The 12802-nt window shown below is 43.3% G+C and carries 14 protein-coding genes; all 14 read right to left on the minus strand.

What is annotated here, in order from left to right:
• Positions 1 to 157 precede the first annotated feature (157 nt).
• Positions 158 to 844 carry a nitroreductase family protein gene (locus C900_RS14235; protein ID WP_009580682.1) on the minus strand — a complete coding sequence of 229 codons (687 nt, stop codon included), beginning with the start codon at positions 842 to 844 and terminating at the stop codon, positions 158 to 160.
• A 288-nt stretch (positions 845 to 1132) separates the two neighbouring features.
• A complete protein-coding gene (hisIE, locus tag C900_RS14240) occupies positions 1133 to 1735 on the minus strand; it encodes a bifunctional phosphoribosyl-AMP cyclohydrolase/phosphoribosyl-ATP diphosphatase HisIE (RefSeq protein WP_009580684.1) in 603 nt (200 codons plus the stop codon).
• A 12-nt stretch (positions 1736 to 1747) separates the two neighbouring features.
• Positions 1748 to 2500, minus strand: a complete 753-nt coding sequence (hisF, locus tag C900_RS14245) for an imidazole glycerol phosphate synthase subunit HisF (RefSeq protein WP_009580685.1) — start codon at positions 2498 to 2500, stop codon at positions 1748 to 1750.
• Positions 2493 to 3215 carry a 1-(5-phosphoribosyl)-5-[(5-phosphoribosylamino)methylideneamino]imidazole-4-carboxamide isomerase gene (gene hisA, locus C900_RS14250; protein WP_009580688.1) on the minus strand — a complete coding sequence of 241 codons (723 nt, stop codon included), beginning with the start codon at positions 3213 to 3215 and terminating at the stop codon, positions 2493 to 2495. The genes hisF and hisA overlap by 8 nt, the downstream gene beginning before the upstream one ends.
• Complete coding sequence (gene hisH / locus C900_RS14255; RefSeq protein ID WP_009580689.1) at positions 3212 to 3799, minus strand: imidazole glycerol phosphate synthase subunit HisH; 588 nt, start codon at positions 3797 to 3799, stop codon at positions 3212 to 3214. The genes hisA and hisH overlap by 4 nt, the downstream gene beginning before the upstream one ends.
• A gap of 104 nt (positions 3800 to 3903) precedes the next feature.
• Entirely contained in the window at positions 3904 to 5025 is a 1122-nt protein-coding gene (hisB, locus tag C900_RS14260; RefSeq protein ID WP_009580690.1) for a bifunctional histidinol-phosphatase/imidazoleglycerol-phosphate dehydratase HisB, read from the minus strand.
• Positions 5022 to 6056 carry a histidinol-phosphate transaminase gene (gene hisC, locus C900_RS14265; RefSeq protein ID WP_009580691.1) on the minus strand — a complete coding sequence of 345 codons (1035 nt, stop codon included), beginning with the start codon at positions 6054 to 6056 and terminating at the stop codon, positions 5022 to 5024. The genes hisB and hisC overlap by 4 nt, the downstream gene beginning before the upstream one ends.
• An 11-nt stretch (positions 6057 to 6067) precedes the next feature.
• Entirely contained in the window at positions 6068 to 7342 is a 1275-nt protein-coding gene (hisD, locus tag C900_RS14270) for a histidinol dehydrogenase (RefSeq protein WP_009580692.1), read from the minus strand.
• 10 nt (positions 7343 to 7352) lie between these two features.
• Positions 7353 to 8213, minus strand: a complete 861-nt coding sequence (hisG, locus tag C900_RS14275; protein ID WP_009580693.1) for an ATP phosphoribosyltransferase — start codon at positions 8211 to 8213, stop codon at positions 7353 to 7355.
• Positions 8214 to 8442: 229 nt separating this feature from the next.
• On the minus strand, positions 8443 to 9423 hold the full coding sequence (locus C900_RS14280; RefSeq protein WP_009580694.1) for a M23 family metallopeptidase: 981 nt from the start codon (positions 9421 to 9423) through the stop codon (positions 8443 to 8445).
• Between the two features lie 3 nt (positions 9424 to 9426).
• The gene (gene mog, locus C900_RS14285) at positions 9427 to 9960 is read right to left on the minus strand and encodes a molybdopterin adenylyltransferase (protein WP_009580695.1); all 534 of its coding nucleotides are present in this window, start codon (positions 9958 to 9960) and stop codon (positions 9427 to 9429) included.
• On the minus strand, positions 9947 to 10987 hold the full coding sequence (gene trhO, locus C900_RS14290) for an oxygen-dependent tRNA uridine(34) hydroxylase TrhO (protein ID WP_040496815.1): 1041 nt from the start codon (positions 10985 to 10987) through the stop codon (positions 9947 to 9949). Before trhO ends, mog begins: the two co-directional genes overlap by 14 nt.
• A gap of 84 nt (positions 10988 to 11071) precedes the next feature.
• Positions 11072 to 11692 (minus strand): hypothetical protein, encoded by a 621-nt coding sequence (locus C900_RS14295; RefSeq protein ID WP_040496816.1) that lies wholly within the window; start codon positions 11690 to 11692, stop codon positions 11072 to 11074.
• A complete protein-coding gene (locus C900_RS14300; protein WP_245558439.1) occupies positions 11685 to 12698 on the minus strand; it encodes an amidohydrolase family protein in 1014 nt (337 codons plus the stop codon). The genes C900_RS14295 and C900_RS14300 overlap by 8 nt, the downstream gene beginning before the upstream one ends.
• Positions 12699 to 12802 lie beyond the last annotated feature (104 nt).

A 12802-nucleotide genomic window follows, 5' to 3' on the forward strand; every position in this document is an offset into this window, starting at 1 on the left:
ATCCTGAATATTTTCTCCGTTACTCCACGAAAATTTTGGATGACGTGGTAGTTTGGAAATCTAAGTGGCTTTAAAAGAGCGCCAAGGTCAAGCTCACCTCAGCATGTTTATATCATTGAAATTGTGCCAGGCGCCGGAGTTCTACATAAAGCTACTGCTACTCGTAGTAAGCTGCCACTTCATCCAAAGATTTACGCCTCAACCGAGGTACATAAGTCTCATGGGCCGGATACCCGACAGGGATGAGCAGAACGGGGCGCTCGTTAGCCGGGCGATCCAATAGTTTTGCCAGGAAATTCATTGGGCTGGGCGTGTGTGTAAGCGCTACTAAACCTGCGTGGTGAATAGCGGTGAGAAGGAAACCGGCAGCCAGTCCCACTGATTCATTGACATAGTAATTATTTCTCTTATTTCCTTTAGCATCAAGCTCATAAGCCCTTTTAAAAACGATGATCAGATAAGGAGCTGTTTCCAAAAATGACTTATGCCAGTCGGTTTGTAGTGGCTTCAGGTCTTCCAGCCACTCGGGGGTCATGCGGCCATGGTAGCTCTCATATTCTTCTTCCTCAGCAGCTTTTCGTATCTTTTTCTTTAGATCAGGGCTAGAGACCACGCAGAAGGTCCATGGTTGCTTATGAGCACCGGATGGGGCTGTTGAAGCAGTAAGGATCAGGTTGTCGATCACTTCTCTCGGTATGGGCTTGTCTGAAAAATCACGGACAGTCCTTCGTTGATCCATCCAGTGATAAAAATCGTTACTCCTCTGCACTACTTCCTCTTCAGTGTAGGTGTCTCTGTGGTATTCTTCAAAAGGGTAACCGTCTATAGTTTTGGTCTTAGGCATCTTCAGTCATTTAAAAATGATTGCTGCAATTTGAATGAATTAATATTAACCTTTTGTAACGAAGGTGACAAAAAATATCAGTTCACAGTTCACAGTTCTCAGTTCACAGTTCACAGTTTCCAGTTCACAGTTCACAGTTTCCAGTTCACAGTTCTCAGTTTCTTCGTTCACAGTTCAGTTCACCGTTTTCACCGATATTATTCGTGGTACCACTATTTGCATAGCGAAGATAGTGGTGCCACGAATAGCCACCAGCCACCAGCCAATAACCAATAACCAATAAACCAATCAACCATGCCTCTCCCTCAATACTTTAACTACATCATTCAATTCATACCCCTTGGCCGCCAACAGCACCAGGTAGTGATACATCAGATCGGCTGCTTCATTTAAAAACAGCACTTCATTATCATCTTTGGCTTCTATAACAAGTTCTACTGCTTCTTCACCGACCTTCTGGGCTACTTTGTTAATGCCTTTATTCAGTAGCTCATTCGTATATGATCCTTCTTTCGGGTTATTTTTTCTTTCCTGGATGGTGTGTTCCAGAAAGCTGAGATCCGCAGATTTATTTTTAACACCGAAGCAGGTGTCCGTGCCTGTATGACAAACCGGACCTGTGGGTACGGCTTCAATTAGCAGCGTGTCATTGTCACAGTCAACGTTAATGTTTTTTACCTCCAGAAAGTTTCCCGAGGTTTCACCTTTCGTCCAAAGCCGGGCTTTTGTGCGACTATAGAAAGTTACCTTGCCTTCTTTTAGAGTCTTCTCAAAGGCATCTTTGTTCATAAAACCCAACATCAGGACCTTCCGGGTAAAAGCGTCCTGTATGATGGCGGGAACAAGCCCGTTGAGTTTATCGAAGTCCGGTTGTATATTATTGGTATCCATTACTTATACTGCCTATCGTATGGCTATGTTTTTTTGTTTTAAATAATTTTTTAGTTCGGGGATGCCTATTTCCTTAAAATGAAAAATGCTTGCTGCCAGCGCTGCATCGGCTTGGCCGACAGTGAACGCATCATTAAAATGTTCCATAACGCCTGCACCACCGGAAGCTATGATGGGTATGCTCAGTCTTTCCGACATCTCTTTAAGCGCCTCAACAGCAAAGCCCTGCCTGGTCCCGTCATGATCCATGCTGGTGAATAGTATCTCTCCGGCACCCCTTTGCTCCACCTCTTCAGCCCAACTAAAAAGTTCTTTTTCTGTTGGTTTTGATCCTCCATGGGTATGTACGAGCCATTGTCCATCGACCATTCTTGCATCAATGGCCACAACGATACATTGGCTGCCAAATTCCTGCACCAACTCATCAATTAGCTCCGGCCTGCGCACGGCAGCAGAGTTGACAGAGACTTTATCCGCCCCGGCATATAGCAAGGGAGCTACATCTTCTACATTGCTGATACCACCACCTACAGTGAAGGGAATATTGAGATGCTTTGCAATATCTTTGACTAATTCTTTAAAGGTTTTACGGCCGTCATTAGTAGCCGTGATGTCCAGAAATACCAGCTCATCAGCTCCCTGTTCGGCATAAAGTGCCCCCAATTCAACCGGGTCTCCGGCATCTCGAATATTGACAAAATTGATTCCCTTAACCGTTCGGCCATTTTTTACGTCAAGACAGGGTATAATTCTCTTTTTAAGCATCCTGAAGTGATTTTAATTCATTCAATTTCACTTTACCTTCATAAATGGCTTTACCCAAAATAGCCCCTTCCACACCTATTTCTTTTAGTTTTACTAAATCATTGATGCTACCAACGCCCCCACTTGCGATGAGCCTGATGGAAGGGAAAATACGTAGCAGGTCTTTATACAGGTCAAGGTTGGGCCCGGTAAGCATACCGTCTGTGGCAATATCAGTACAGATCACATGATACAAACCATCACCCATGTACTTGTGAATCAGGTCTTCAATGGAAAGCGTTGTTTTTTCCGTCCATCCACTAATGGCTACTTTCCTTTCCTTAACATCTGCTCCCAGGATCAGTTTATCACGACCGTAGCGATCAGCCCATTCCAGTACTTTTGCAGGATATTTAACTGCAATACTGCCGCAAGTGACCTGTTTAGCCCCGCTTTTAAAGGCTATTTCAATATCCTGGTCAGATTTAATGCCGCCACCAAAATCTATGGAGAGTGACGTTTGAGTAGCAACCTTTTCAAGTACGCTGTAATTAACAATCCGACCTGCTTTTGCTCCGTCCAGGTCTACCATGTGAAGAAATTTCAGGCCTGCGTCTTCAAATTCCCTGGCTACTTCAATTGGATTTTCATTGTAGATCTTTTTTTTGTTATAGTCACCCTGGGTGAGCCTGACGCATTTGCCGTCAATAATGTCTATGGCTGGTATTATCCTCATAATTCAATAAAATTTTTGATGATCTGCTCGCCCTGTTTGCCTGATTTTTCAGGGTGGAACTGGGTAGCATAAAAATTATTTTTCTGAAGCGCCGCACTAAAGGGCAGTATATAGTCGCAAGTAGCCACAGTCTCTTCTATAACAGGCACGTAGTAGCTATGGACAAAATACATGTGCCTGTCGACTACATTTTGTGATATCCAACCGCTGTTTTTTGGGGTCAGGTTATTCCAACCCATGTGTGGTACTTTTTCACCCTTTTTGCTTCGAAACTTCTTTACTGATATGTTGAAGACGCCCATGCATTGCGTATCATTTTCCTCAGAGTGGTCACACATCAGTTGCATCCCCAGGCAAATGCCCAATACTGGTTGTTGAAGAGTTGGAATTAGCCGATCCAATCCAAGCTCCTGGAGGTGCCGCATAGTACTGCTTGCCTCCCCAACACCCGGAAAGATCACTTTATCTGCACTTTGGATCTCTTCAAAATTGCTGGTTAAAACAGGAGTGATACCCAATCGCTCAAGTGCATAGATCACGGATTGGGTGTTTCCTGCGTTATATTTTATAATTACTGTTTTCATTTTTTGTGTACGTTAGTCATTAAGAAAGTCATCCCGTCTTAGTAAGTTTCTTCACTATTGTTCAGAATGACCTGAAAAAAGTAGGGCGAGCGTAAGTTCTTTTGCTACAAAACCCCCTTTGTACTCGGTAACTGATAGTTCCCTGCTTCTTTTTTCACTGCCATTTTTATAGCTTTTGCAAATGCTTTAAAAATGGCTTCTATTTTATGATGTTCATTTTCTCCGGCCACTTTGATATTCAGGTTACATTTCGCAGCATCGGAAAACGACTTAAAGAAGTGATAGAACATCTCCGTAGGCATTTTCCCTACCATTTCTCTTTTAAAGTCTGCCTCCCAAACGATCCAGTTCCTCCCCCCGAAATCAATAGCCACCTGAGCCAAAGCATCGTCCATAGGAAGGCAGAAGCCGTACCTTTCGATACCTCGTTTACTTCCCAGAGCTTTGATAAAAGCCTCTCCAAGAGCAATGGCCGTATCTTCAATGGTGTGGTGTTCGTCCACTTCAAGGTCACCGATGGTGGTTATTCTAAGATCTACCAAACCGTGTTTTGCAATCTGGTCGAGCATATGATCAAAAAATGCGATTCCAGTTTTAACATCACTGTTGCCATTGCCATCCAAATTTACCTCTACGTCTATATTTGTCTCTCTGGTATTTCGTCTAACTATTGCCTTTCGTGGCTGCCCTGCCAGGAAGTTATAGATATCTTCCCAGGACCTGGTAGTGATCGAGCAGCAGCCTGAAAGATCATCCTTTTCAAGGCTGGCTTGTAGCGAGCCATCATTTATCAATATACCACTGCATCTGAGGTTGCGGGCAAGCATTACATCGCTCGTCCTGTCTCCAATTACAAACGAATTAGCGAGATCGTAACCATCAGCTAAGTATTTCGATAAAAGCGCTGTCCCTGGTTTTCTGGTGGGTTGATTGTCCTCCGGTTTTGTTCTGTCAATAATAATATCATTAAACGCTATACCTTCGTTTCGCAGGGTCTCAAGCATGCGGTTATGAGCCGGCCAAAAGGTGTCTTCCGGAAAGCTGTCTGTGCCCAGTCCATCCTGGTTCGTTACCATCACCAGTTCATAATCAAGCTCCCTGCAAATTTTTCCTAGCCAGGTAAAAACGCCCGGATAATACTCCAGCTTTTCAAGGCTGTCGATCTGTTCATCTTCCGGCTCGATGATCAACGTGCCATCACGATCTATAAAAAGTACTTTTTTCATGATTGATATTTTCTTAATGCTGTAAGTAGTGTTTTGTTCTCCTTTTCTGTACCTACTGATATCCGCAGGCAGTTTTCACAGTATTTAACTTTTGTCCGGTCTCTCACGATAATTTCTTTTTCTATAAGATACTTAAATATATCAGAAGCCTGGTGAAACCGTACTAACAGAAAATTGCTATTGCTGGGAAAAACCTTTTCTACTATGGGTAAGCTGGATAATTCCCTTTCAAGCCATTCTCTTTGCTGAAGGATGAGCTTCACCTCATCGGCCACTCTTTCCGGTTTTCCGAGCTTTTTCAGCGCTTCAGTTTGCGTGAGTGCATTAATGTTGTAAGGTGGTTTCACCTTATTGAATACATTAATCAGTTCTTCGGAGGCATATGCCATCCCCAGTCTCAAGCCCGCCATGCCCCAGGCCTTCGAGAAGGTTTGTAGTACGATTAAATTGTTGAACTTATTCAACATACCGGTAAAAGATGGGGTTGATGAGAAGTCTATGTAAGCTTCGTCAACAACTACAATTCCGTCAAAATCTTCCAATAACTTAATCACCTGGTTTTGATCCAGGGCATTTCCGGATGGGTTGTTGGGAGAGCAAACAAAGGCGACCCTGGTGTTTGCGTCTGCTGCCATAAGCATATCATCTGCAAAAAGCTCAAATTCTGACGATAGAGGAGTTTTTTTTATCGCGATGTTGTTGATAGCCGCTGAAACCTGATACATTCCGTAGGTGGGTTCCGGGGTGATAATGTTGTCTTTCCCCGGTTCACAAAACATCCTGATGATCAGATCGATGGCTTCATCGCTGCCATTTCCCAGGAAGATTTGCTTTTCAGAAAGGTTTTTCAGCTTTGCCAGCTCCTTCTTTACTGCCCGCTGATACGGATCCGGGTACCTGTTCATGCCAGTTTGGTAGGGGTTCTCATTAGCATCAAGAAATACCTCACCATCACCCTCAAACTCGTCACGAGCAGAAGAATAGGGTTGCAGGTTGAGTATGTTCGGTCTTATTTTCTCTAAAGCGTTCATTGTTCGATTTTTTATGCCATTCTTATGGTTACAGCCCTTTTGTGAGCCAAAAGCTGTTCAGCCTCTGCCATTTGTTCAATCGCTGGCCCTAAATTTTGAATACCTGCCTGTGTGATCTTTTGAAAGGTGATCTGCTTGACAAAGCTATCAAGAGAAACACCGCTGTAAGCTCTTGCAGTCCCGTTGGTTGGGAGGGTGTGATTGGTGCCGGAGGCGTAGTCTCCGGCTGATTCCGGTGTATAATTGCCTAAAAAAACGGAACCTGCGTTTAACACTTTTTCAGCCGCATCCTCAGCATTTTCTGTAGCAATGATCAAATGCTCTGGTGCATAATAATTGCTCAGCTTCAGGGCTTCATTAATGTCTTTTACCAGAATCGCTTTGCTGTTTGAAAGACTGGCTTTTGCGATCTCCTTTCTGGGTAGGTCCCTGATCTGTGTTTGCATTTCCTCATTTACACTTTTGATCAGGTATTCGTCTGTTCCAAAAAGGATCACCTGGCTGTCCCGGCCGTGTTCTGCCTGCGACAGCAGGTCAGCGGCTATAAAAGCAGGGTTGGCAGAAGCATCGGCAATAATGGCCAGTTCAGAAGGTCCTGCCGGCATATCTATTGCCACTCCATCCAGGCTTACCATCTGCTTGGCAGCCGTCACATATTGATTTCCGGGCCCGAATATTTTGTCTGCTTTGGGAATGCTCTCAGTGCCATACGCCATGGCGGCTATAGCTTGTGCTCCGCCAACTTTATACACTTTGGTTACTCCGGTAAGTTGGGCTGCATAAAGTATTGCCGAATTGATGCTTCCTTCCCGGTCGGGAGGGGTGCAAAGGATGATCTCACTGCACCCGGCTATGGTGGCGGGTATGGCTAGCATGAGTACCGTTGAAAATAATGGAGCAGTACCCCCGGGGATGTAAATGCCGACTTTTTCGATGGCCACAGCCTTCCTCCAGCAAGTGACCCCCTGCGATGTTTCTACAGGTTTTTCAACTCTTTTTTGGCTGCTGTGAAACTTGAGAATGTTTTCGGCAGCGACCTGAATGGCATTCTTTAATTCATCGCTGACCGCGTTGGTTGCAGCATCAAATTCCTGCTTGCTAACTATGAGTGTATCCAGTTTTACTTTATCAAACTTTTCATTGAGCTCAAAAAGCGCCTGGTCACCGCACTGGCGAACCCGGGTAATAATGTTTTTGACAATACTTTCAAGGTAATCCGCTTCGAAAGAGGGCCGTTTTAAAAGCTCCTCTAATTCTGATGGGTTTGGGTATTTTATAATATTCATAATGGTCGTATTAGATGATCATTTTTTCAATAGGAACTACAAGTATGCCTTGTGCGCCAAGGGCTTTAAGCTGGTCTATGATGGCCCAAAACTCATTTTCATTGACCACTGAGTGTAGGGAAGACCATCCTTCCTGTTGCAGTGGTGTTACAGTTGGGCTTTTCATGCCGGGAAGCACCTTGGTTATGGCTTCTATGGATTCGTTGGGCGAGTTGAGTAACAAATACTTGTTGTTTTTAGCTGTATTAACAGCCTTGATGCGAAAAATGAGTTTTTCCAGTAGCTCTTGTATTTCATTATCCAAGGAATTATTCGCAATAAGCACTGCTTCCGATCTCATCACGGTTTCTACCTCTTTAAGTCCGTTACTCAGCAGGGTGCTGCCGGTGCTTACAATGTCGCAGATGGCGTCAGCAAGGCCTATTCCCGGAGCTATTTCCACCGATCCACTGATCTCATGGATCTCGGCATTGATATTTTTTTCCTTGAGGAATTTGTTGACAATGTTGGGATAGGAGGTGGCTATTTTTTTGCCTTCAAGTGAAGAAGGGCCATCATATTGCTTATCCTTGGAAACAGCAATGGCCAGCCGGCATTTACTGAAATCAAGGCGTTGTACAAGATCTACCTGCTTCTGCTTTTCTATGAATACATTTTCCCCGACAATCCCGATATCGGCTACTTTGTCTTCCACATATTGCGGGATGTCGTCATCTCTTAGAAATAATATTTCCGCAGGGAAATTGAAAGTCTCAGCCTTCAAACGATTTGGACCGTTGCTGAAAGCCAACCCGCATTCCTTGAGGAGCTTGACTGACTGCTCCTGAAGTCTGCCTGATTTTTGGACTGCTATTCTGATTTTTTTGTTCATGATCATTAAAATTGACAATAAAAAAAGGCTTGCCGCATGGCAAGCCTTTTTGTTTTAAATTAGTTTATATCTCTAGCTAAAACATATATCTCCCATGCATCAGATCGATGTTGAAATGATGATGGTGATGATGTAATGTGTTAGCGAATAATTGCATTTGTTCCTTTTGTTGATACGAAATAAGGTAATTGAATTTTATGATGCAAACACTTTCATAGAATTTTTCTTTTTACATACCCAATGACTGGTTCTCGATAGATGCCAGTTCGATCACTTTTTCGTACTCATCGGGGTTCAGGTCATTGAAGAAATAATGTACCGGGTTAATTCTTTTGTTGTTTTTGATCACTTCGTAGTGCAGGTGTGGGGCTGTAGACAGGCCTGTATTCCCTACATACCCTATAATCTGACCTCTTTTTACCTTTTGACCTTCTTCTACTTCAAACTCATGCATGTGTGCATACCTGGTTTTAAATCCGAAGCCATGATCGATCTCAACGAGCTTGCCATAGCCACTGAACCTTACTTTTACTTTGGTGACAGTTCCATCAGCCGTGGCATAAATGGGCGTGCCGATAGGAGCAGAGAAGTCAATACCGGTATGCATCTTCTTTACCTTGTAGACCGGGTGTATCCTGTTTCCAAATCCTGAGGCCAATCGTATTAGCTCTTTGTTGGATATAGGCTGGATGGCCGGGATAGCAGCGAACATTTTCGCCTTATTATCAGCTAACTGCACTATATCATCATAGCTTTTCGATTGGATGTACATCTTCCTTTTAAGCTTATCAACAGTTTCTGACAGGCTAAGAATTAGCTCTTTGTGGTCTATATTTTTATTCCGGATCTCCGCATAACGGTCAACACCTCCAATGCCGGCATCCCGGATGGAGGGATCTATAGGTTCTGCTCCGAGCACCACCCGGTAAATATCATCATCACGTTTTTCCAGGGCTGCCAGTATTTTGTTCAGCTTATTTACTTCTGCATTGAGGTTTTCATAGTAATATTCCAACTCTGCCACTTCATTTTTCAGCATTACTTCTTTAGGAGATTCAAAGTAGCTGTTGTATAGCATCAGCAAGCCTACGGCTACGGCAACGATCAGAGAAGATAAGCCAAGGAAATTAAGTATAACATCCTGTGTTTTAACCTTAACGCGCTCGTACTTACATGTTTCTGTGTCGTAATAGTATTTAATTCGTGCCATATCTTAATGTTGTTTAGGCCTGAACACCTTAACCACTTCATCATTGCATTCGATATAGGGGCCTTCCAGCAGATCTATACAATAAGGAATTGCCGGAAACACTGCATCTAAACACTCACGTATAGATTTTGGTTTCCCTGGTAGGTTGACTATCAAGGTCTTATTTCGGATACCTGCCGTCTGTCGTGATAGAATAGCGGTAGGTACGTACTTCAAACTTTCCTGCCGCATCAGTTCTCCAAAACCCGGCATCATCTTATCACAAACGGCTTCAGTAGCTTCGGGTGTTACGTCTCTTTTAGCAGGGCCGGTACCACCGGAAGTGATGATCAGGCAGCAACTTTTCTCATCTGCCATTTCTATCATCTTTTGTTGCAACAACTCCTGCTCATCAGGCAGCACAGCATACTCGCTTTCCCACTCCGATGTTATATATTCATCCAGCGTTTCCACAATAGCCTTTCCGGGAAGGTCTTCATAAATTCCCTGGCTGGCCCGATCAGAAACATTGATTATGCCTATTCTAGCTTTTTGCATAACTCTTGAATAGTAACTTTTCCGAACGGCCTTTTTTGAATACCTGCCGACCTTTATTCAACCCCTTTCTTATCTCCTTTTGATGCTCTTCAGGTAAATTTATTATATCCTTACATTCCGGTGAGCAACATCCCTGATGTTTTTCAGCACACTCACTGCACTGGATAAAAAGCAGATGACATCCATCATTTTTGCAGTTCGTGTGGTCGTCACATGGATTTCCACATTGGTGGCACACGCTTATGACCTCCTCGGAAATACGCTCACCCAGTCTTTCATCGAAAACAAAGTTTTTTCCAACAAATTTATTTTCAAGGCCCTGATTTTTTACCTGGCGAGCGTACTCAATAATGCCGCCATCTAACTGAAAAACATTTTTGAAGCCTTTATGTTTATAGTAGGCGCTGGCCTTCTCGCAGCGTATACCCCCTGTGCAGTACATGATTATATTCTTATCCTTTTTGTCCTCCAGCATTTCTTCTACAACAGGCAGCGCCTCCCTAAAAGTGTCTACATCCGGGCAGATAGCATTTTTAAAATGACCTACTTCACTTTCGTAGTGGTTACGCATATCCACAATGATAGTGTTCGGATCACCGGAGAGGTTATTGAATTCCTCTGCGGAAAGGTGGGTGCCTTTGTTAGTTACGTCAAAGGTGGCATCGTTAAGTCCATCTGCAACTATCTTCTTCTTCACTTGTATTTTTAACTTGAAAAAGGACTTCCCATCATCATCTACAGCTATATTGAGTCTGGTGCCGTTCAGTTGGGCAGACATATTCATATATCCTTCAAAAGCTTCAAACCGATCTTCGGGCACACTAATCTGTGCATTAACACCTTCATGAGCTACATAAATACGGCCCAGCACACCCAGATTACTAAGATCGATATAAAGTTGGTCTCTAAAAGCTTCGGGATCCTGAATGTTGAGGTATTTGTAAAATGAAAGCGTTACTCTCTGCTCCTCACTTTCCCTCAATTTCTCTTTTAAGATTTTTTTGTTTACTCGGTTATGTAATATCATTTTGCAAGAATGATTTTGTTTTAATCCGCAAAGATAACAATAAGATTTAAGAAAAATTCAGAAATATAAAGCCCTTACGGATATTTAGAACTTTGGTTCGAGTTGTCCACGCAGTAGTTTATTATATTCTTCACAGGTAAGGTAACCATGGTCATCGCTGTATGGACATGCTTTGTAGGTATCTCCAAAGGCGCCTTTTGTGATAATTACGCCCTTGCCTTTGCATACCGGACATATCACCTTTCCGGAAGGGCCGCAGTCGATATCATAGCTGGTGGTAAGTATATTCTGGGCTTCTTTTCTTTCACCCTCACGAACCACCAGAAATGCTTCTTTGGATCTATCCAGGTATTCAATGGATTCGTCATAAAACTGGCCGGTTGTTCCACGTAATTGAATATACTTGTTAAGCCAGTCTATGCTTTGGGTATATTTTCCCAGGTAAAAGGAATTTTTGCCAAAGTAAAAGCACAGATCGGTAGGGACTACCTTGGCAGACTTCAGGACCTCCTTAAAACGGGTGTTGGCCTCTTCATGTTTGCCATCCGCCATCAGTTCAACACCCTGGTCCATGATCCTCATAAGTTCGGCATGCTTTGCTTGCTCTGCATTGCGGACCTGCTGGTTGATCTTTTCTTGTTGTGTTAACTGTGCATAGCTGAAGCAACTGTAGCATGTAAATAACAATACTAAAAATCTATTCATCAATGTAATTCCTCTTATCCAAATTGAGCCATTCGAGGGTCGAGTTACAAAATATATCCTCTATAGTCTCTTTTGGTAAATTCATTTCTTCAATAAACTTGCCAATTTCGAGATCTCCAAGAGGAAACGGGTAATCAGACCCAAGAGTTACTTTCTTTGAACCTTGCAGGTCCAGCACATATTCAAGCATTTTAGGGTCATGCGTAATGCAATCTACCCAGAATTCGCCTAAATATTCACGTGGGTTGACCGGATTGTCAATCGCAACAAGGTCGGGACGACAATTAAAGCCATGCTCTACTCGTCCAATGGTAGAAAGGAAAGAGCCACTGGCATGAACAAAATTAAAACGAAGCTTAGGAAGCTTTTCCATGACACCTGAAAAGATCAGGCTACAGATGGCCCTGGAGGTTTCGGCCGGCATACCCACCAGCCATGGCAGCCAGTATTTGGTCATACTTTTCATTCCCATCATGTTCCATGGGTGGACCATAACTGCCAAATCCAACTTCTCACAAGCTTCAAAAATAGGGAAGAAGCGGTCTTCGCTGAGATTTTCATCATTGATATTGCTGCCAATCTGGATGCCGGGAAAGCCTAATTCTTTACAGCGTTCCAATTCTTTAATGGCCAGATCTGTGTCCTGCATAGGTACCGTTGCCAGGCCGATGTAGTTTTTTGGATACTGCTCGACAAGTTGAGCAATATGGTCGTTCAAGAACATGGAAAGGTCAAGACAATCAGCCGGCTTAGCCCAGTACGAAAACATCACCGGGATGGTACACACCACTTGTACCTGGGTGTTAAACTGTTCGTATTCTTCAATCCGAATATCGGGGTCCCAGCAATTCTCCTCAATTTCTCTAAAAAACTGGTTGCCTTTGATCATTTTAGCAAACCCTTTTTTATGGTGCTGCAAGTATATGAAGTCCCCATACCCAAACTTTTCTGTCCAATTGGGCATTTGTTCAGGTATAATATGGGTGTGCATGTCAATTTTCAGCATAAGGCGGAATTAGGTTTAGCTAATTCTACAAAACTATCAAATCAAAGGGAAAATTGCGGGTGCTGAGGATGTTTTTTAAAGGTGGACATACTGTGAACTGTAAA

It is taken from the genome of Fulvivirga imtechensis AK7 (assembly GCF_000331535.1).
Classification (GTDB): Bacteria; Bacteroidota; Bacteroidia; order Cytophagales; family Cyclobacteriaceae; genus Fulvivirga; species Fulvivirga imtechensis.

Bases quoted from the DNA above. Each gene is read 5' to 3' on its own strand.
- C900_RS14235 (WP_009580682.1), bottom strand. From the start codon at position 844: ATGCCTAAGACCAAAACTATAGACGGTTACCCTTTTGAAGAATACCAC.
- hisIE (WP_009580684.1), bottom strand. From the start codon at position 1,735: ATGGATACCAATAATATACAACCGGACTTCGATAAACTCAACGGGCTT.
- hisF (WP_009580685.1), bottom strand. From the start codon at position 2,500: ATGCTTAAAAAGAGAATTATACCCTGTCTTGACGTAAAAAATGGCCGA.
- hisA (WP_009580688.1), bottom strand. From the start codon at position 3,215: ATGAGGATAATACCAGCCATAGACATTATTGACGGCAAATGCGTCAGG.
- hisH (WP_009580689.1), bottom strand. From the start codon at position 3,799: ATGAAAACAGTAATTATAAAATATAACGCAGGAAACACCCAATCCGTG.
- hisB (WP_009580690.1), bottom strand. From the start codon at position 5,025: ATGAAAAAAGTACTTTTTATAGATCGTGATGGCACGTTGATCATCGAG.
- hisC (WP_009580691.1), bottom strand. From the start codon at position 6,056: ATGAACGCTTTAGAGAAAATAAGACCGAACATACTCAACCTGCAACCC.
- hisD (WP_009580692.1), bottom strand. From the start codon at position 7,342: ATGAATATTATAAAATACCCAAACCCATCAGAATTAGAGGAGCTTTTA.
- hisG (WP_009580693.1), bottom strand. From the start codon at position 8,213: ATGAACAAAAAAATCAGAATAGCAGTCCAAAAATCAGGCAGACTTCAG.
- C900_RS14280 (WP_009580694.1), bottom strand. From the start codon at position 9,423: ATGGCACGAATTAAATACTATTACGACACAGAAACATGTAAGTACGAG.
- mog (WP_009580695.1), bottom strand. From the start codon at position 9,960: ATGCAAAAAGCTAGAATAGGCATAATCAATGTTTCTGATCGGGCCAGC.
- trhO (WP_040496815.1), bottom strand. From the start codon at position 10,987: ATGATATTACATAACCGAGTAAACAAAAAAATCTTAAAAGAGAAATTG.
- C900_RS14295 (WP_040496816.1), bottom strand. From the start codon at position 11,692: ATGAATAGATTTTTAGTATTGTTATTTACATGCTACAGTTGCTTCAGC.
- C900_RS14300 (WP_245558439.1), bottom strand. From the start codon at position 12,698: ATGCTGAAAATTGACATGCACACCCATATTATACCTGAACAAATGCCC.